This window comes from Staphylococcus sp. HMSC063A07 (genome assembly GCF_001836955.1).
Classification (GTDB): Bacteria; Bacillota; Bacilli; order Staphylococcales; family Staphylococcaceae; genus Staphylococcus; species Staphylococcus lugdunensis.
Map to the genome: position 1 here is coordinate 237,750 of NZ_KV830929.1, position 20,734 is coordinate 258,483.

The window sequence follows — 20,734 nt, forward strand, 5'->3', positions numbered from 1 at the left end:
AGCGGGACTATGAATTCATAGTCCCGCTCCCATTTCTGCTATATTGAATCAACCGTTTATGAGTTTTTGTTTAGAATAAAATAGAAGCTAGCGGTGGAACAATTGCTACTATAATGACCCCAACGATAACGACTGCAATACTGCCCATAGATTCTTCTGTTTCACCTAAATCTTTGGCTGCTGCAACACCTAGTGTATGTCCGCTTGTGCCTAATGCTAAACCGCGTGCAATTGGATTGGAGATTTTAAACCATTTGACAATTTTAGTACCTAAGGCAGAGATAACCACCGCATTAAGAATAACCGCTAATGATGTAAGTTCTTTGACACCACCAATACCTGTTGATACTGGCAATGCAATCGCTGTTGTAGCTGCTTGTGGAAGCATAGAAGCACTTACAGTATTTCCTAATTGGAATAATGTAGAGACTAAGTAAATTAAAATCAATGCAGCAAGTGTACCTAGAGTGATTCCACCAAAAATTTGTAACCAATATTTTTTTAAGACATCACGTTTTTTGTATAGTGGAATGGCGAAGCTAATTGTTGCTGGTTCTAAGAAGAAGTATATAATATCTCCACCGACTTTGTACTGAGCATAGCTTATGCCTGTTAGCTTTAAGAAAGCTATGCCAGCAACCATGGCTACAAATAACGGTGCTAGTAAGAAGAAACCATTTGTCTTTTTATAAAAATATTGTGCGATTACAAATGGTATTAATGAAACTAATATTCCAAAATAAGGTGTATTGATTCCTAAATGTTCAATCATTAGTGATTATCCCCCTCAACATGTCTAGATTTTTCATTTTGTTCAGCCGTTGGGAACAATGATTTTGTTACCAAGAATTGCGATGCAAAACCAACGCATACAAGTAATAGTAATGTTGAAATAATAATTAATAAGATAATTAGAATTGGATTTTTGCTTAAAATTGGTAAAGAATTAATAACTGAAACACCTGCAGGTACGAATAAGAAACTGATGTTATTCGTTAACGCTGTACCAACACTTTCAACTTGTCCCAGCTTCACAATACCAGTACACAATGCAATAAACAGTAATACTAGCCCTATTACTGAAGCTGGCATTGGAAACGGTATAAAACTTTCAATGATTTTCGAAATAAGTAAAATCACTGCTATTGTTAATGCTTGCTGGAAAAAGTTATACGTTTTAGACACAACAGACTGACTATGAGCCTTTGCTTTATTCACATTTTCATTTGCCATAATATCAATTTCCCCCTGGTTATTAATCTTGATCACATTTTAATATGAAAACGCTTCACTGTGACAAAAACATCCCCGACATACAAAAAACACACCCCCACATACAAAAAAACACACCCCAGATGCAGGGGCCCCAGCAAAGAGGCTTTCGAAAAGAAAGCCAACGGATAACGCAAGCTGGGGTGGGGGCCCCAGCAAAAAGAAATGCAAAACGCATTTCTACGGACAACGCAAGCTGGGGTGGACCCAACAAAGTGAAGTGCATTTCAACGTGATAGAGTCCACTGGTATACCTGCCAATCAAAAAAGTATTGTATATAAAAGAAGCACAAAGAGGATTTTTAATTTCTAATCATCTTTGTGCAATTATTTTGGAATTTATGTCTTATCCTGTTCATAGACTGTAAATCTTCACTAAAACAATGTAAAAATATTAACTAAATTAATCCTGTAAATAAGAAAAAACACGAATCAGCGTCTTGCATTTGATTCGTGTGTTAGATTTATGCTTTAATCTATACCTATTTCTTGTTTAAATGTTTTCATATATGATCGGCTAACTTGTAGCTTGATATCAGACGTCATGGTAAGTTGATAGGTATAATTAAACCAATGTTCTACAGTCTTAATATGCACTTTATTAATAATGGTTGAACGATGTATTTTAAGAAATTGTGTTGTGGGTAATTTCTTTTCATAATAATTGAGCTTTTCAGAAGTTTGGTAATCTTGGTTTACTGAATGAATGGTTGTAATGCCATTATTGACGGTTACGGCTACAATATCTTCTACATTAAGCACATGAATGCGTTCATCCACCTCAATCGGCAGTACGGTTTGCTTCGTATGCGTGTTTATATTTTGATGATTTTGTGGTTCTAATTTATTTTGATCTGCCGCTGAATTTACATACTGTTTGGTGCGGGCAATTTTTTCTATCGTCTGTTCAATGCGTTGTTGCTCGAATGGTTTTAATATATAGTCTGTAGCATTTAACTCAAAGGCTTTAACTGCAAAGGTGTCATGTGCCGTTGCAAAAATAATGTAAGGTGCATATTGCATCTTTTTTATTTTTTCTGCAAGATCAATACCACTTTCGTCCATGAGATTAATATCTAAAAAGACAGCATCAAAAGACGCATATAGTAAATGTTCTAAAGTCTCTGATATATTTTCAGCTTCTTCCACATGTTTTACTGTTGGAATATTATCTAATAAATAATGTAATTCATTACGTGCTAAAGGTTCATCATCTACGATTAATATGTTCACTTAAATATCCTCCTTTTGTTCATGATAAGGAATCATACAACTGACACGAGTTCCTTTATTTGTAGAAGTAATAGAGAGTTGTGAAGTTGGGCCATATAAGCCGATTAATCGACGATTTAAATTTTCTAAACCACTGCCAGTGCCTGTTTCAGAGTTGACGCTTATTTGACCTAACAATGGTATGCGTTCTTTTGGAATACCTTGACCATTGTCAGTTACAGTTAATTGAATCGCATCGTCGTGTTGACTAGCAGTGACGGTAATATGATTATTTGCTTTTCTATTTTTAAACGCATGTTTAATCGCATTCTCCACTAATATTTGAATAATAAATGGCGGTATCAAAATGTGGTGGTATTGTTTATCGATGTGATAATCGATATGAAATCGATTAGGAAAACGCGCTTGTTCGAGTGACAAATATGCTTCAACTTGTTGCAATTCCTTTTCTAATGTGATGGTATTATTGCGCGCACCTTGTAAATTTGAACGAAAGAATTGGCTTAGTTGTAACAGTAATTTACGTGCTTTTTCACTATCAATGCGTACTAATGCTGATATTGTATTGATAGCATTGAAAAAGAAATGCGGATTAACTTGCGCTTGTAATGATTTAATTTCTGCATCACGTAATAATTTACTTTGTGTTTCTGCTTTACCCAGTTCTAACTGACTTGAAAAAATCTCGGCTAAGCCTCGTGCTAACTGTTTTGTCGAATTTGTAACATCGTGTTTGTCTTTAAAGTAGAATTTTAATGTGCCAACGACATTATGATTGGTATAAAGTGGAATAACAATTGCGGCTTCAAGTGGACAATTGTCATGATTGCAACCAATGCCTTCTTTAGATTCGGCTTCTTTTAATTGTCCACTTCTAATCACTTCTTTGGACAAATTTGTAATGATTTCTTTTTTGGCAATATGATGATCACTTCCTGCGCCCACATGTGTTAAGATATCTTTTTTATTAGTGATTGCTACGGCAGAGACATTCATAAGCGGTAAAATCACCTCTGCCACACGTTTAGCAGAAGCTTCATTAAGCCCTGCTCTAAAATAAGGCAGTGTTTCATTAGCTATTTGTAATACATCGTGAGTTTGAACGGCACGTGCTTGTTCTTCTTGTTTCAATGTGGATAAAATAATACTTAAGAAAATTGCGGTGCCAATACTATTAATTAAAATCATGGGTAAAGATATTAATTGTACGAGTTCAATAGCAGCAGTGGTATCTTCTGAAAATATTAATATACATAGCATTTGAATCGCTTCATTGATAATACCGATAACTGCCCCTTGCAGAACCGTTGGATAACGATGATTTTTAATGGCTAAATGTCCGATAAACCCTGATGTTAAACCTATAATAATAGATGAAATTAAATAGGTGTAGGCATCCGCGCCTCCGATATACATGCGTGATAAACCGGATATGATACCTACAAAAAGGGCAACATATGGACCCCCAATTAATCCGGATGCACCTATCGTTAACACGCGTGTATTTGCCATGGAAGCTTCAGAATTTAAATGATAATAAATATTGCTTGAAATAATTTGACCATCTTTAATTTCAATGCCTGTAAAATTTGAAGTAATCGCAAATAGGCCAAAAATAATTAACAATTGCCACTGTGAACGCCATTTTTCTCGCTCTCCCATCATTGTTTTAAAATGACTTGTGTTCATCAATAAATAAGCAATGATAATAATGAGCCCTACACGTTCTAATAATAAAATAAAAAGGTTGAACATTGTGCCATACTCCCAAAAAAATATTTTCCACTTCTAAATAACTGAAAAGTGTTATATAACAGTATTTTAACAGGTTTTTATGCTCATGTGTTAAACAGTCATTGTTTTGTTAACTGTGGAAAATTGAAAATGAATAGAGTAAAATATTTATCTATAAACATATATTCCGACTATTTAGAGAAATAATAGTTAACATGCTTTTATAATATAATTAAGTATGTAATTCCATTTAAGCTTTAGATATGATAACGTTTTCAATATACAATCATTCATCTCAGTTTGAAATTTTAGGAGGCAATTTTTTATTATGAACACTTCACAAGAATTTAGGGGAGATAATCGACTGCTAGCAGGTATTATTATTGGGGTCCTCACGTTTTGGTTGTTTGCGCAATCAGTAGTGAGTGTTATACCAGCGCTGCAGTCTTCATTTAATGCCAATATAGGGACAATTAACATTGCTGTTAGTTTAACTTCCCTGTTTGCTGGCTTGTTTGTCGTAGGTGCTGGAGACATCGCTGATAAGTTTGGCCGTGTCAAGATGACCTATTTAGGGCTAGCATTAAATATCGTGGGTTCATTATTAATTATTATTGCACCATTTCCTTGGCTACTTATTACAGGACGTGCTTTACAAGGACTTGCTGGAGCATGTATCATGCCTGCAACACTGGCTATTGTTAACACATACTTTTTAGGTAAAGAACGCCAACGTGCATTAAGCTATTGGTCTATTGGATCATGGGGAGGCAGTGGTATTTGTTCTTTATTTGGCGGTTGGGTCGCATCTACAATTGGATGGCACTGGATATTTATTATTTCAATAGCGCTGTCATTTGTTGCATTCTTTTTAATTAAACATACACCGGAAACGAAAGCTGAAACAACAGGCTCAGAAGTTAAAAAATTTGACGTTATTGGACTAATTTTATTAGTGATCACATTGTTAAGTGTCAATGTTGTAGTGACGCAAGCATCAGATAAAGGACTATTCTCACCAATGATTCTCACATTATTTGTTGTGTTCTTTATAGCGGGCTTTGCTTTTCTTATCTATGAAAATAAAGCTGATAATCCATTGGTAGATTTTCATTTATTCAGAAATAAAGGATATAGTGGTGCTACAGTATCAAACTTTATGTTAAATGGCGTTGCTGGTGGTACGATTGTAGTTATTAATACGTTTTATCAACAAAAATTAGGCTTTACATCAGGACAAGCTGGTATGATTTCTATTACTTATTTAATATCAGTATTAATCATGATTCGTGTAGGAGAAAAGATTTTACAAGCACAAGGTGCTAAACGACCATTGTTATTTGGTAGTGCGTTTACATTTATAGGTTTATTATTACTGTCATTAACGTTCTTGCCAGATATATGGTATATCATTTCTAGCGTTGTAGGGTATCTGCTTTTTGGTACTGGACTTGGAATGTATGCGACACCATCAACTGATACGGCAGTTGCCGAAGCACCGGATGAGAAAGTAGGAGTCGCTTCTGGCGTCTACAAAATGGCATCGTCATTAGGGAATGCCTTTGGTGTTGCTATGTCCAGCACAATTTATGGCCTATTTGCATCAGCAATGAATTTACAGTGGGGCGGTGCTGCAGGTGTGCTCTTTAACGCTGGAATTGCAGTATTAGCATTCTTTATGATCTTATTACTTGTACCAAAACGCACCAATATGACACCGTAAAAATATTAGTATGGAGCATTTTTATGAACATCATTGAGGCAACGACTTATAAAATAAGTGTTGTCTCAAAATTTTTAGTCCATTTTATCTAAAAATTAAGAATATTATGTTAATGTTGTTGACGCTAACATAGTTAAGTAGTATTTTAAAATTAATTAAGGTGAAAGAAGGAGCATACAAACATGAAGATAGCAATTGCAGGATCTGGTGCTTTAGGTAGTGGCTTTGGCGCTATGATGTATAAACAAAATTATGATGTGACATTTATTGATGGCTGGGAACCACAAGCGCAAGCTGTCAAACAAGATGGTTTACATATCGATATTAATGGGGAAGCAAATCATTTAAATATCCCAATGTATCACGATACAGAAATTCCTAAAGGTGATCAGTATGATGTCATCTTTCTATTTACTAAATCAATGCAACTAAGTGACATGTTAGAACAGATTAAGCCACATATTCATGAACACACGATTATGGTTTGTACGATGAACGGATTAAAACATGAAGATGTCATCGTTAATTATGTAGATGAAGCACGCATTGTACGTGGTGTGACGGTGTGGACAGCAGGCCTTGAATCACCAGGACATACACATTTAATGGGTGCTGGACCAGTTGAAATTGGCGCATTAATACCTGATGGACAGGCAAATGTTGATGTTGTTTTTGATATTTTGAAACATTCAGGATTAAATCCATTGAAAAGCGAAAATTTACAACAATCGATTTGGAAAAAGATTTGCGTAAATGGAACAGCAAATGCACTATGTACAGTCTTAGAATGTCGTTTGTCAACATTAAATGCGAGTGAATATGCACTAAATTTAGTTTATAAATTAACGCAAGAAATATTAGCAGTGGCAACCATTGACGGGGTACATTTAAACGTAGATGATATTTATGACTACTTAGTGGATTTAAACCATAAAGTAGGACCACATTTTCCTTCGATGTATCAAGATTTAATCAATAATCAACGTCTTACAGAAATAGATTACATCAATGGGGCGGTTGCACGATTAGGACAGGAACATGGTATCGATGCACCTGTGAACCAATTTGTAACGAACTTAATCCATGCTAAAGAGAGCCAACGACAAGCGAAATAAAATCACTAATGAAAGACTGAGACCAAGCATTATAATTAATTACCAATTGATAATGTGTATGCTCAGTCTTTTTTTACAAAAGGAATAGACGATGGAAGAACTGATATATCGAGTGATAACTAAGAATCCTGAACGATAAGCTATACTGCGTTATCTTTATGATCCATATGATTCATACGTCGTGGGTTATTTAGAGAGAGAAACGTTTATCACCATTGCAGTGATTGCTATGCGAAATACGTATTTCTATGAAATTAAAAATATTGCTGTTGACATCAATTACCAGTGCCAAGGGCTTGATAGACGTTTAATGGAACAAATTTTTACTGACTATCGTGGTACGACAATGTATGGTGGTACAAGTGATAGTCCTGTAACACAATCATTTTATCGTAGTCTTGGTTTTAAGTATGTTGAAACTAATAAAGTTTTTTATTACCAATTATGACTATCCAGTTTGTGATAATGGAGTTCAGCTGTTTGATATGTTACTATTTAAAAATCAACTTTAATGTATGCATATTACATTATTAATTTTAAAAAATGTTTTTAAACACAATGTGCACATGTGAAATGTAACTAGTGTTAACTTTAATGCTGCAACATATTGTTGAGTGCTACGATGATAAAATAAGGACGAGGTGACGTCATATGGTAAAAATATTTGTAACAGGTGCGACAGGACTAATTGGTACAAAATTAACGCAACGTCTATTAGAAGAAGGGTACGATGTAGCTGGCTTTACGACTTCTGAGCAAGGCAAGCAAAGATTAGAAGCTGCAAATGTTAAAGCATACATTGGAGATATATTAAAAGCTGACACGATTGAAGCAGCGATTGCTGACTTTCAACCCGAAATAATTATTAATCAAATCACAGATTTGAAAAAGGTTGATATGACAGCAAATACAAAAGTACGTATTGATGGCTCTAAAAATTTAATTGATGCTGCATTAAAACATCATGTGAAAAAAGTCATTGCCCAAAGTATCGCATTTACTTATGAACCTGGAGAAGGTTTAGCTACAGAAGAGACACCATTAGATGATCATTCTACTGGTGATCGTAAAATTACGGTTGAAGGTGTTGAAGGTTTAGAGGAACAAACAGCACGTATGGATAATTATGTAGTTTTACGCTTTGGTTGGTTATATGGTCCAGGAACATGGTATGGCAAGGATGGCATGATTTATAATCAATTTATTGATGGTGAGGTAACATTATCAGATGGTGTGACGTCATTTGTTCATTTAGATGATGCTGTAGAAACTTCTATCCAAGCAATTAACTTTGCTAACGGTATTTATAATGTTGCAGATGATGAACCGGTCAAAGGTTCTGACTTTGCACAATGGTATAAACAACAACTAAAGGTTAATCCTAAAGTGAATATTACACCTGCAGAGCCATTCGAACGTGGCGTATCAAATGAGAAATTTAAGTCACAAGGTGGCACGCTACAATATAAATCATGGAAAGATGGCATGAATCCAATTCAATAATTAAGCGAGATAATAGAAAGCACGCGCGTCTTCGGTGGAGGACTTGCGTGCTTTTTACATATGTCAGTGTTGTGAAGATGTTTGATCACGTTGGGCGATGTAATTTTCAAGTTGTATTGCTGCCGCCTGAGCTTGTTTCTTATATCGACGATGGCCAAAATGAGTCTGTACAATTAAGAATGAAGCACTAACAACCCAATAGAGACTAATAGCTGCAGCTGAATGCAGCGAAGCATAAATGATGAATAAAGGAGAAAGCACCATCATAGTATAATAAGTTTTGCGTTGTCCTTTAGGATAATGGATTGCATTGACCAGTGGTTGAATGAAGTAAAGTAAACCAGCTAACAATGCCAACCAAATATCTGGATGCATGAGGTTAAACCATAAAAAATGTGGATGTTGTGCCAATGCATCAGAGGTTGGATGCTTAATGCAAGCTAACAATCCTAAAATGATTGGAATTTGAATAAAGATTGGAAGAGATCCTAAAATACTTTTAAATGGACTAATACCATATTCTTTATATTTAGCTAACAACAATTGATTCGCTTCTTTACGAATCTCTGGCGTTGAAGCTTGGCGCATTTGTGTTTGAATGTCACTTATTTCATCTTGTACGATGGCACGTTTTTCTCGTAATGTATGCATTTGTTTCATTTGATTTAACATTAGCGGTAACAGAATGGAACGAATAATGATGACAATGAGAATAATAGCAATACCATAGCTGTGAAAGAGTTGACCTATGCTGTGTAACAGCCAATCGATAGGTTTAACAAATACATAAAAAAAGAATCCCGTTTGATGTTGTTTTTTTGAATAATTACAGCCAGCTAGTAGCAGTATGCAGCTAAAGAATAAGAGTCGTGTATGTTTATTCATTGCTAAGCTCCTTCAACAAATAATTGTTAAACATAGCATAACACAAAGATTAAAAAAATAACTAAACCTAATTAATTTTTATTTCAAATTAATTAGGTTTAACGATAAAATTTATCTTTTTTTCTTAGAGAATAGCATCGTTACTAATGTGATAGTAGCGCATAAGATAGTGAGCATAACAGACCACAATGCCAGTTTGGCATGCAGTGGTAACCATACCATGATAAAGTCCCAATTGGTGTTGCCCATAACTAAATCTGGTAGCAAATAGATAGCTGTCATGAGACTAATAAAGACAGCCATAATAATTAAAAAGTAACCTAAAAGTTTCCATTGAACATGAATGACAAATGTACCGTGATAGATATTGATTATTCGACGTAACATGTAAAAAGCAATGGCAATTGTGATGAACAGACTTAAAGTGATAATGACGTAAGAAACTAATGAACTTTGATTAATTGCATTTTCAATTGTTGTGTAATTTTTGTTATTTAAAATTTGACTGTTCAAATCTTCAGCTATGTCAGGTGTTTTATCTGAATAGGCATTGGCCAGCACAACAATGCCATAGTTTTTCTTTTTATTTAGCAAGATATACGATGAGAAGTTCTCAAGGGTACCAGGATGATATACAATTGTATTTGCTTCTGAGTCATCAACGAACCAGCCAGTTGCATAACTAGGCGCTTTATTATCGTCTGCCGTTTTAACTTTCGGCTTATGTGAAGACTGAACTAAAGATTGCGTGGCTTGTGTTGGGTTAAGTTGACGGCTCATCCATGATTCTAAATCTTTTGTACTAGATACCATATAAGCGGCTGGGCCATCACCAACATTATATTTAGGATTATCTTTTACGGCTTTGCCATGCTTGATTTCATAACCTTGAGCTGTTGAACCTTTTTTCTCGGTATCACCTTTAACATAGGTTTGATGCATATTGAGTGGTGAGAAAATTTGGTTTTCAAGGTAACTAGAATAAGATTGGCCTGAAACCTTTTGCACAATTAATCCTAAAATGTCGTAATTCATATTTGAATATTCAAATTGATCACCTGGTTTATTATTGAGTTCACGTCCTTTTATGCTATCAACGATACCACTTAGACTATCATTTTTACTGGTAATGGTGTCATTATCTGTAATATCTCCAGGAATGCCACTCGTTTGTGCAATCAACTGATTTATCGTGATATCATCTATTCTCTTATCTTTATATTTCATATAAAAACCAGGAACATATTTAGAAACTTTATCTGATAGATGCAGTTTGCCTTCATTTTCTAATTGTAAAATTGCATAGCCTGTAAAAGCTTTTGTATTTGAAGCAATTTCATAACGTGTTTTCGGTGTGGCTTTTACCTTAGTACTGGTATTTGCATAGCCATATCCTTTATTTAAATAGACTTTATTATCTTTCATAATCAACACAGATAGTCCGGGAATATGTCCACTATCCATTTCACTTGTGATAATTTTATCTATATAATGTTGTGATGACTTAGATAACATCGTTTCTGTCTTCTTCTGATTAATATGGTGATTGATTATCATGGCGATCGTAAGTATAGTGACCACAAAGATGGTTCCGCCTAAAAAGGCAAATATTTTCTTCTTCAACGTGATTTACCCCTAATTTTGCTAAATTATTGCACTCAACTCATTTTAAAACATATGCTCATTATAACAATTTTAATTATAAAACGCGCAATAAAGGGCTTCATATATTGCTAGCAATTATTTTATAATATAAAAACAATAGTAAAGCAGTTAAATATTTATGGCAATTTGTAACAAATTGGGCAAAAATATTTATTAAATTTCTATGACAGCGGTATACTTTTCTTAGAGATGGGAGTATAGTTTATCCATCGAAATGTAATAAATAAGGAAGAGTAGTTATGTTCAATCAATTTAAAAGACTAATTATTGGCAAACCTAAAAGAAATAGAGAATTAAAGAATGAAAAGATTAGTAAATTTAAAGCATTAGCGATTTTATCTTCGGATGCCTTGTCATCCGTGGCTTATGGTCCAGAACAAATTCTGCTTACCTTGTCTATTGTAGGTGCTGCAGCAGCATGGTATACCTTACCAATTGCAGTTGCAGTGCTTATCTTGTTAGCAGCATTGACACTATCATATAGACAAATCATTTATGCTTACCCTAAAGGTGGAGGTGCCTATATGGTATCGAAATCTAATTTGGGAGAAAAATGGGGCTTACTCGCAGGTGGCTCTTTGCTTGTCGATTATATATTGACGGTAGCGGTAAGTATTTCATCAGGTGCAGATGCACTTGTTGCTGCAATTCCAACACTTTATTCACATAAAGTGTTAATTGCATGTTTATTAGTATTGTTTATTTTATTGTTAAATTTACGTGGTTTAACAGAATCTGCTACGGTGTTATCTTATCCGGTGTATTTATTTATCGTGGGCCTTATTGTGATGATTATTATAGGAACATTTAAAGTAGCTACAGGTCAGGCAGAACCACACATGCAATCAGCTGTAGGAACGGCTGTGCCAGGAGTAAGCTTATTCTTGCTATTAAAAGCATTTTCTTCTGGGGCATCGTCATTAACTGGGGTAGAAGCGATTTCTAATGCTGTAACAAACTTTAAAGAACCAGGACCTAATAACGCAGTTAAAACACTTATCGCTATGGGTAGTATTTTGGGCTTCTTATTAGTGGGCATCGTAGGCTTATCATATTGGTATGGCATTTTACCACAAGAAGAAACAACGGTACTATCACAATTAGCTAAACATGTATTAGGCCAGAATGTGGCATATTATTTTGTACAGGCTACGACAGTAATGATTCTAGTTCTTGCTGCAAATACAGGTTTTACGGCCTTTCCAATGCTAGCTGCAAGCATGGCTAAAGATAAATATATGCCAGTCATGTTTACGGCGAGAGGTGATAGATTAGGTTATTCTAACTCTATCATCGTCTTAGGAGTACTTGCGATTATTTTAATTATCTTATTTGATGGTAAGACTGAAAATCTCATTCCATTATATGCCACAGGTGTATTTATTCCATTTACATTAGCCCAGTTTGGTATGGTCATTAAATGGATAAAGGGTCGAGAAAAAGGATGGGCTGTCAAACTGATTGCGAATGCAGTTGGTGGTACCATTACTTTTGTCGTATTTATGATATTCTTAATTACGAAATTTAATCAGGTTTGGCCAATTCTCATTTTCTTGCCAATCGTCGTTATTGGCTTCTTAAAAATACGAATGCATTATAGAGATATTGCCGAACAATTACGTTCAAATGCGATGATTCAAGACATGCCAATCGTGGATAAAAATTTAGCATTAGTACCGATTAGTAGTATTACATCTGCCGTTGATAAATCTATTTATTACGCGCAAATGATTGCAGATGACGTCATTGCTGTGCATGTGTCATTTGGAGATAAAGATGAAACATGTTTGCAAAATAAATGGAAAGCTCATTTTCCAGATATACGTTTGGTTATTTTACGTTCAGAATATCGTAGTGTGATACGTCCAATATCACGCTTTATTGATAAAATTAATAAAAAAGCTAATGATAAGAACTATGTCATCACCGTGGTTGTACCTCAATTTGTAACTAAAAAGCCATGGCATAACTTTTTACACAATCAAACGAGTATTCGCTTGAAAATGCATTTATTCTATCAAAAAAATGTTATTCTTGCGACGATTCCGTATAAGTTAAAAAAATAATTAAACCCTGTTGTACAGATGATAAAGGTTAGACGGGGATATAAATCCAAAAATAAAAGCATAAAAAGTCTGGGACATCATTATGTTTTAGGCTATGAATGCCATATATTGGCAGTCGTTGACTGGATTGAAAATATGCGTATACCAAGCTTTTTCAATCCGAGTCAATCTTGCCGGGGCGGGACTACGAATTCATAATGAATTCTGTTCCGCTCCTTTTTTAACATGTCATAGAAATTTATGTGCTATACGGATTTCTTTTTTATTTTGCTTAAAATATTAAAAAAGTTATTTAAATAGTAAGTCAACTATTGTAAAATTTAAATATAACATCGTTTTTGAATTGTATGACGCTAGTATTAAATACGAATAGAGAAGAGGAACAAATATGCGTAAAGGTATAGTTATGATTTTACTTGCATTAGGACTTACATTAGCTGGTTGCTCACACCATGATAATGATAACAAAGAGTCATCAACCAAATCGGATAAATCATCTAAAACAGATACTGAAACAGTTAAAATTAAAGATGACGATAAGATGACTGACAAAGAAAAAGAATATAAAGAATTAGAAAAGAAAGCAAGTAAAAAAGAAAAAGTAGACATCATGGGCAAGTTGGATCCACTTGTTACTGAAAAGTCATTAACAAATAAAACAGGTATGCAAGGTTGGAAAGATTATAAAGAACTTATGAAAAAGGTTGAAATTGCAGATTATAACTATGTTAAAGAATCAAAAGGGGCATCTATGAAAGAAGTTGATGACTTCTTTAAAGATAAAAAAGGTGTTAAACGTAAAGAAATAAAAAATCCAGGTGGTCTGAAACAAATTGACTATTGGTATGTTGATCCAAGTGGTAAGAAAATAGGAAAGAGCAATATCCCAGAGTTTTATGCTGAGATTTTAACTAAATATAAAGATGGTAAACTCGTTTATGCGTCAATCGAACCAGGATTCTATACAGCTGATTTTGCAAAAGCTTTAGATGGTGACAAAATGAAAGACATTAAAACATTAAATCAATTGGTAGCTCCTAAACCAGTGTCTTACGGTATAGGACAAATGAAATATTCTGGTATTCCATTAGTCAATGTATCAGTCATCGCTAAAGCACCAGCGAAAAAGAAAGAAGATCAAGTGCCAGTACTTGCTTTCTATACTTTCTCACCGTTTAATTATAATAGTGATAAAGAACCACAAGTTGCTTATTTAAGTGGTATTGAATTTATGAGTGGTTCTAGGGATTTTGGTAACAGTAATTATCTATCTATGATGAAATTCATTAAAGAGCAAAAAGAAGTATTAGACCAAGGTGTACATGATTCTTAAATTCATTAAAAAGGTACGACTTCCATAGTTAAGGAGGTCGTACCTTTATATTTGTACAATTAATGTGTTGATTCACTGGCTAACACAATTTCATTATAGTTGATATTTTCACGAATTTGTTTCGCGATATCATTCGTTATTTTATTGTTGGCAATCAGTTTATCGAGTACGTCACGTTGTGTATATAGTGCTTGTAATTTTAATGATTGTTGGGTTTCATTGCTAACAATTAATTCGTTTTTTTGGCGTGCTTTTATTTTTGAAGCACTTTGACGTAAGGTTTGAGTAAGGTTCGTATAGCGATTAATGACCAAGCTTACTTCAAGTACGTTACTACTATGTTGTTCTTCACGCATTTTTAAGATGATATTATGGTTGACGATACGCATAATTTTTTGCACATGCTTAAAGCCATCTTGATATTTTTGACGTATATCATTACGCTCAGATTTGTCACTGCTTTTAAGTGCTTTAAGGCGTAGATAGAATAATTTGATAAAGCGTGAGAGCTTTTTGATGAAAGATGCTTCTCTAAAAAATTGAGAATATTCAATTACACCTCGATAATTCGAAATATCTTGCTTAGTGATACTTCCTTTAGCAATTAAACGTTCTAACGTTTCTGTCTCTATTTTTTCTGCAATATCTTCTAAACGGCGCAATTCCTTTGTATTTTTATTATCAGGCTCTATATTTAATAAGAAAGATAATTCATTAAAGTATTGGTTTAAAATTGGTCGATAGTCAATGTCTGGCTGTGAGGTTGACTTTTCTTTAAAAGAGTCAATGACTTGCTGTACAATGAAAATCTTTGCCGATTGATAGCTCATTCCTTGGAAATCTGTCTCATGTGCTGATGGTGTGATGAGCGGCAGTATAATTTGCGCTAAGATCAGGCTAATTAACACCATTAAGGCTGCGATAAATAATAAATCATTACGATATTCAAAATGTTGCTGTTGACCTACTAATTCTGGAAGTGTTAAAGCCATTGATAATGAAATGGTACCGTGAATACCGCACATCGTCATGATAAATGCATAACGACTACGTGTTGGAATAGAACCACTGTCATCATCCAAATAAGACTGCACATTTTTAGGGGCATAAAAGTCCTTAAACCAAATATACACCCATATATAACGAAAAACATAAATGGCTACGGCAATACTAAGCGTAATGCCAATTAAAAACATAATATTTTCTGGCTCTACGCGAATAATTTCATCCACAACTTCAGGAACGATAAAGCCAAGTACTACGAAAACGAAGCCATTTAATGCATAACTCAGTGTAGTCCAAATCTGGTTGTAGTTCATTTGTAATTCCGTTTGGGCACGAATGAGACGGTCACGCTCTAAGCCATGAATGAGACCAGCAATGACGACGGCAATAATTCCAGATGCATGTAGTTCTTCGGCAATAAAATAAACAACAAAAGGTGTCAAAAGTTGGATAAATGTTAATGTATTGTTATCTTTTAAACCTTTATTTGCTGTAAGATAAATACGTAAACGAACTACCAAAGTGCCAATGATAATGCCAATTAAAATACCTAAAATAGTGGACACAATAAATTGTCCTATGGCATGAAAGGCAGAAAATGACCCTGTAACTAAGGCTGTTACTGCAATTTTAAAGGAAATGATACCTGCAGCATCATTGAGTAATGATTCGCCTTCTAAGATAGCCATTGAGCCTTTGGGTAACATTTTTCCTTTTGTAATAGCGGATACTGCTACAGCGTCAGTCGGACATAAAATCGCTGCAATAGCAAAAGCTGCTGGCATAGGTAAATCAGGCCAAATCCAATGAATAAAATAGCCGACACCAATAACTGTTGCGAATACTAACGCCATGGCCATTAAGACGATGGGCTTTTTGTACTCCATCAGTTTTGTACGCGACACGTGAGTGCCTTCAACAAATAATAACGGTGCAATGACCGCAAACATGAAGACTTCAGAATCAAATTTAAAGTGAATCGGAATGGGGAGTATGAATAAACAGACACCCAAGGCGATTTGTATAAATGCAGCAGGAATTTTAGGAAAGCGATTATAAATAATCGAACTGATAATCACTGCAGTAATAAATAATAAGAAAGCTTCAAGTAATTCCATAACGCACTCCTTCTAGTATAGATAATATAGTTATTTTATCATGAAGTACCTAGAATGAAATAAAGAAGTGTTAAAAAGTATCCCTCAGTCACGATATTAAAGTGATTGAGGGATGAATATTTTTGATATTTATTCTTTAATCTTTGTTGCAAGGCGACGCCGATAGAAAAGAAATAAAAAGATAAACCAAATTGGTGAGATAAATAGAGCCATTCTTGTTTCTTTACTAAAGAATAATAAAATGAAAATCAAAGCAAAGACACCTAAAATAACATAGGCCATCCACTGTCCGCCTAATAATTTAAATGTATTTTGTTTATGTTGTTGGGGATGCTGACGTACATATTTGATATAAGACACAACAATCATGGACCATACCACTATAAAGAGCACAGTAGATAGCGTTGTTACATAGATAAATAATTGTATCGCGTTAGGAAATATATAATTGAGTAATACGGCTACTAATAAGATGACTGACGATATTAGCATGGCAATAAAAGGAACACCATGATGATTTGTTTTTGTTAACGGTTGAGGGCCTAAGCCTCTTTTAGCCAATCCAAATAAAATACGACTATTGGAATAGATGCCACTATTTGTTGCAGAAGCGGCAGCAGTTAACACAACGAAATTGACAATACCAGCCGCAAATGGAATACCGATTAATTTAAACATTGTTACGAAAGGACTACTGTTTGTACCAATTTTATCCCATGGAATCACAGACATGATGATCAGTAAACTACCAATATAAAATAATAATATGCGAACAGGTACATTATTGATAGCCTGTGGAATCGTTTTTTCTGGATGCTTCGTTTCCCCAGCAGTGACACCAATTAATTCGATACCAACAAATGAGTATAGTGCAATTTGAAATGACATTAAAAAGCCAAATGAACCATGAGGAAACAGCCCTTGATACTGTGCCAAATTAGTAAAAGAAGCTTGTCCATAATAAGTGTGTATTCCAAATAAAATAATCACCAAACCTATAAGGATAATGGCGACAATTGTTATAATTTTAATAATCGCGAACCAAAACTCGATTTCCCCAAATAATTTCGCCCCTAATAAATTAAATAAAGTTAGCATAAATACGATAGATAAAACCGTAATCCAGTGGGGAAAATTGGGAAACCAAAAGCTAAAATACTGTCCCATAGCTGTCAAGTCTGACATACTGGAAATAATCCAACTAATCCAATACGTCCATCCAATTACAAAGCCGCCAAAAGGACCGAGAAAGTCATTGGCAATGTCTACAAAGGAATTGTATTGCGTATTACTTAGCAACAACTCTCCTAAAGCACGCATAAAAGCAAATAACACCATGCCAATAATCATATATGCCAATAATATGGAAGGGCCAGTTAACGAAATGGTTTGGCCTGAACCTAAAAAGAGACCAGTGCCAATAGCGCCACCAATGGCTATTAATTGGATATGACGATTGCTTAATTCTCTTTGTAATTGCTGTGCCATAAAGTCATCCTCCATATAAACGATAAGCTTGTCGAAATCATAGCTAAATATGCTATTTAAACTTTGAGGTCAAATATTTTTTATAGGTCATAATAATGTATATTTATGTGTAATTATGATGAAATATGATTTTATTATACAGTTAATTATAGAAATTACAATTATCTTTAGGTATATGTAAGTTTCAAAATTTTAAAATGTGTAGTGCTTGTGACATAATGATTATAAGTAACAAGCAAAGTAGGAAGTTTTATGAAAATAGGCACTATTTCAGATTTACATATCGATCGACATACTTATATAAATAGTGAAGGTTACATGCAGGCTTTGGTTGACTGTGCCATCAAGCGGCAATTGGATTTATTAATTATAGCCGGAGATATTTCTAACAATTATCAAATGACGTGTGCGTTTATCTCTCAAGTTAAAGCCCAAATAAATATTCCTGTGCTATTTGTACCTGGCAATCATGACTATTGGTCAGATCAATTAGATCATAGCTCAACTGATATTGTCACATCTTTTCGTCAACAACCAGAGTGTCTCATGACACAGCCTTATATTATCAATGACAATTGGGCAATTATAGGCTCAACGGCTTGGTATGATTATAGCTATGCACATGAACGTTTTTCAGAAGAACAGTTACAAAGCGGCAAGCATTATGGGGCGACCTGGCAAGACAAAGTCCGTATTGATTGGACAGTGGATGATCGGCAATTATCAAAACAGTTTGCTGATGAATTACGAGCGCATGCTTCACAAGTAGCACCAAGAAAACTTATTATAGTAACGCATATTGTGACTCACCCTGCATTTATGGTTCCGACACCACATCGTCTATTTGATTTTTTTAATGCTTATATTGGGACGACAGACATTGACAGTATCTATCAGGATTATCCTGTACGTTATAGCATTATGGGGCATGTGCATTTTAGAAAAGAACTGACAGAAAATGGCATAACGTATCTTTGCCCATGTCTTGGCTATCAACGGCAATGGCGAACGGATGATATCATATCAGAAGTCAATCATGCATTAATGGATTTTACAATTAATGATTAATAAGAAACATAGGTTGCTAAATGATTAAAAATGATAAGTATCATACATTAATTACATGGTAAGAGGTTCTAAAAACGAATTAAAATAAGAGAGCGAATATAAATGAAATACTTATAGACAAATACAAACAGAGCATGCTCTGTTTGTATTTAATATGCATTTCGAAGTTACCTATTACTTGAGAGGTTATTAGGTTGTTCACTGTTAGGATTGATATAAATGCATTTTTGACCAGGTGCATTATAACTCGTAGCCATTTTTTGTTTACTAATTTTAATGATTTGAAATTTATTTGGTAATATAGCTGGAAAGACAATTTTCCAACCTAGGTGACTCCATAATGGATCTATGTAGTAATAATGGGTATCGTCGTAGCCAATTAATAATGTCACATGAATATTTGCGACGGTCGGCGTAGGTTTTTGATCGAAATGATAGATTTTGTGTAATGGCTTTTGTCCTAAACTTGTGTGATAAATAATGACAGGTTGGCCTTGATCAATAATCTGTTCAAGTTCGGATAATGCATGTCCTGTACCATTGCTGACGCGTGCATCAAATTGTTGAAGATGTGGGACAAACGCTTCAGGAAAAATCGTTTGGTGATGTCCAAACTTAATAAATAATTGATGACCAACATAACCTTTATACGGATTATTTTTATGTGTCGGCCAGTTTTTCATAATATCTGTGGCTTTCGTAGTATGATGATTATATTGCAGCAACATTGCTGCAGAAACGCCTTCGCATCCCATAACTAAGGGTAAAGGGAAAAGTTGGCTGATTGGTTTAACGTTTAAGATTGTTTTACTCATGACATCGTTCTCCTCGGTACGTGTAAACACACTGTCCAAAAATAATACAACTTATTATATAACGCAATGCCAAATTCGTATATTAAAAAGTTTTGACTACTAGATTAAATGATTCATTTTGTGGCTATAATAATTATAGAAAAATAAAAAGGGGATAGATTTATGCAATATAGATTAGAACAGCTAGAAGAAATACAAGTTGTTGGTTTTCATCGAAGTTATCGAAGTGGTACACAAGCTCAAAAACATATTGCATCATTTTGGGAGGATGTGATAAGTGCACATATCGATGAAGAATTAGCACGCCACAGTGATGGCACACTAAATGGCTTATTAGGCGTGTGTATTTCACACGAAGACGGGCGAATGGATTATTTAATAGGTGTCACAAATCAATCTATACCGCATGAGGGATATTCAAAGGTTCAATTAGTCAAAGGTGATTATTTAGTTGTGACGACAAGTGGACCTTTTCCAGATTCTATACAACGCACAATGCGCCATATTCATGTAAACTTGTTGCCACGCGAAGGTTTTCGTATCAAAGATGCCAATTTCTTTGAACTTTACCTGCCAGGAGATATTGAAAGTGATGATTATGTAGCTGAAATATGGCTTCCGATAGAGTCGGAATAAGGTAAGCAAGTTAACAACGAAACGGTAATGTTATAAAAATATAGAAGCGGGACAGCATTCATTATGAATTCATAG

At 34.5% G+C, this 20,734-nt stretch carries 17 protein-coding genes; 8 read left to right on the forward strand and 9 right to left on the reverse strand.

Annotated elements, in window-relative coordinates; translation table 11 throughout:
• Nucleotides 1–70: 70 nt before the first annotated feature.
• From lrgB to HMPREF2597_RS09480, 4 genes are all read right to left on the reverse strand, one after another.
• On the reverse strand, nucleotides 71–772 hold the full coding sequence (lrgB, locus tag HMPREF2597_RS09465) for an antiholin-like protein LrgB (RefSeq protein ID WP_002478677.1): 702 nt from the start codon (nucleotides 770–772) through the stop codon (nucleotides 71–73).
• Nucleotides 772–1,233, reverse strand: a complete 462-nt coding sequence (lrgA, locus tag HMPREF2597_RS09470; protein WP_002478678.1) for an antiholin-like murein hydrolase modulator LrgA — start codon at nucleotides 1,231–1,233, stop codon at nucleotides 772–774. The genes lrgB and lrgA overlap by 1 nt, the downstream gene beginning before the upstream one ends.
• 510 nt (nucleotides 1,234–1,743) lie before the next feature.
• Nucleotides 1,744–2,505 (reverse strand): response regulator transcription factor LytR, encoded by a 762-nt coding sequence (locus HMPREF2597_RS09475; RefSeq protein WP_012990736.1) that lies wholly within the window; start codon nucleotides 2,503–2,505, stop codon nucleotides 1,744–1,746.
• Entirely contained in the window at nucleotides 2,506–4,260 is a 1,755-nt protein-coding gene (locus HMPREF2597_RS09480; protein WP_002460334.1) for a sensor histidine kinase, read from the reverse strand.
• 307 nt (nucleotides 4,261–4,567) lie between these two features.
• On the opposite strand from HMPREF2597_RS09480, the gene HMPREF2597_RS09485 reads away from it, so the two are divergent.
• The 4 genes from HMPREF2597_RS09485 to HMPREF2597_RS09500 all read left to right on the forward strand — a co-directional run bounded on the left by HMPREF2597_RS09485 (nucleotide 4,568) and on the right by HMPREF2597_RS09500 (nucleotide 8,580).
• Nucleotides 4,568–5,962 carry an MFS transporter gene (locus HMPREF2597_RS09485; RefSeq protein ID WP_002478679.1) on the forward strand — a complete coding sequence of 465 codons (1,395 nt, stop codon included), beginning with the start codon at nucleotides 4,568–4,570 and terminating at the stop codon, nucleotides 5,960–5,962.
• Nucleotides 5,963–6,144: 182 nt separating this feature from the next.
• Nucleotides 6,145–7,077 carry a 2-dehydropantoate 2-reductase gene (locus HMPREF2597_RS09490; RefSeq protein ID WP_002478680.1) on the forward strand — a complete coding sequence of 311 codons (933 nt, stop codon included), beginning with the start codon at nucleotides 6,145–6,147 and terminating at the stop codon, nucleotides 7,075–7,077.
• 145 nt (nucleotides 7,078–7,222) lie between these two features.
• Nucleotides 7,223–7,525, forward strand: a complete 303-nt coding sequence (locus HMPREF2597_RS09495; RefSeq protein ID WP_275949784.1) for a GNAT family N-acetyltransferase — start codon at nucleotides 7,223–7,225, stop codon at nucleotides 7,523–7,525.
• A gap of 203 nt (nucleotides 7,526–7,728) precedes the next feature.
• Nucleotides 7,729–8,580, forward strand: a complete 852-nt coding sequence (locus HMPREF2597_RS09500) for an NAD-dependent epimerase/dehydratase family protein (protein ID WP_002478682.1) — start codon at nucleotides 7,729–7,731, stop codon at nucleotides 8,578–8,580.
• 63 nt (nucleotides 8,581–8,643) lie between these two features.
• Here the strand turns inward: HMPREF2597_RS09500 and yidC are convergent, their stop codons facing one another.
• Both yidC and HMPREF2597_RS09510 read right to left on the reverse strand, forming a co-directional pair.
• Complete coding sequence (yidC, locus tag HMPREF2597_RS09505) at nucleotides 8,644–9,465, reverse strand: membrane protein insertase YidC (RefSeq protein WP_002460326.1); 822 nt, start codon at nucleotides 9,463–9,465, stop codon at nucleotides 8,644–8,646.
• Between the two features lie 111 nt (nucleotides 9,466–9,576).
• Nucleotides 9,577–11,088: a serine hydrolase FLP gene (locus HMPREF2597_RS09510; RefSeq protein ID WP_012990737.1), complete on the reverse strand. Its 1,512-nt coding sequence runs from the start codon at nucleotides 11,086–11,088 to the stop codon at nucleotides 9,577–9,579.
• A gap of 281 nt (nucleotides 11,089–11,369) precedes the next feature.
• Between HMPREF2597_RS09510 and HMPREF2597_RS09515 the strand changes: the two genes are divergently transcribed.
• Together HMPREF2597_RS09515 and HMPREF2597_RS09520 are read left to right on the forward strand one after the other, a co-directional pair.
• The gene (locus HMPREF2597_RS09515) at nucleotides 11,370–13,196 is read left to right on the forward strand and encodes an APC family permease (RefSeq protein ID WP_002460323.1); all 1,827 of its coding nucleotides are present in this window, start codon (nucleotides 11,370–11,372) and stop codon (nucleotides 13,194–13,196) included.
• 388 nt (nucleotides 13,197–13,584) lie between these two features.
• Entirely contained in the window at nucleotides 13,585–14,529 is a 945-nt protein-coding gene (locus HMPREF2597_RS09520) for a hypothetical protein (protein WP_002478684.1), read from the forward strand.
• 59 nt (nucleotides 14,530–14,588) lie between these two features.
• On the opposite strand, the gene HMPREF2597_RS09525 is transcribed toward HMPREF2597_RS09520, so the two are convergent.
• Both HMPREF2597_RS09525 and HMPREF2597_RS09530 read right to left on the reverse strand, forming a co-directional pair.
• Nucleotides 14,589–16,652, reverse strand: a complete 2,064-nt coding sequence (locus tag HMPREF2597_RS09525; protein WP_002478685.1) for a cation:proton antiporter — start codon at nucleotides 16,650–16,652, stop codon at nucleotides 14,589–14,591.
• A gap of 129 nt (nucleotides 16,653–16,781) precedes the next feature.
• Nucleotides 16,782–18,140 carry an amino acid permease gene (locus HMPREF2597_RS09530; protein WP_002478686.1) on the reverse strand — a complete coding sequence of 453 codons (1,359 nt, stop codon included), beginning with the start codon at nucleotides 18,138–18,140 and terminating at the stop codon, nucleotides 16,782–16,784.
• Nucleotides 18,141–18,392: 252 nt separating this feature from the next.
• Between HMPREF2597_RS09530 and HMPREF2597_RS09535 the strand changes: the two genes are divergently transcribed.
• Nucleotides 18,393–19,208 (forward strand): metallophosphoesterase, encoded by an 816-nt coding sequence (locus HMPREF2597_RS09535; protein ID WP_002478687.1) that lies wholly within the window; start codon nucleotides 18,393–18,395, stop codon nucleotides 19,206–19,208.
• 167 nt (nucleotides 19,209–19,375) lie between these two features.
• Here HMPREF2597_RS09535 and HMPREF2597_RS09540 read toward each other — a convergent pair whose 3' ends face one another.
• Nucleotides 19,376–20,023 (reverse strand): C39 family peptidase, encoded by a 648-nt coding sequence (locus tag HMPREF2597_RS09540; RefSeq protein WP_002478688.1) that lies wholly within the window; start codon nucleotides 20,021–20,023, stop codon nucleotides 19,376–19,378.
• Between the two features lie 162 nt (nucleotides 20,024–20,185).
• Between HMPREF2597_RS09540 and HMPREF2597_RS09545 the strand changes: the two genes are divergently transcribed.
• Nucleotides 20,186–20,659: a GyrI-like domain-containing protein gene (locus tag HMPREF2597_RS09545; protein WP_002460315.1), complete on the forward strand. Its 474-nt coding sequence runs from the start codon at nucleotides 20,186–20,188 to the stop codon at nucleotides 20,657–20,659.
• Nucleotides 20,660–20,734: the final 75 nt, after the last annotated feature.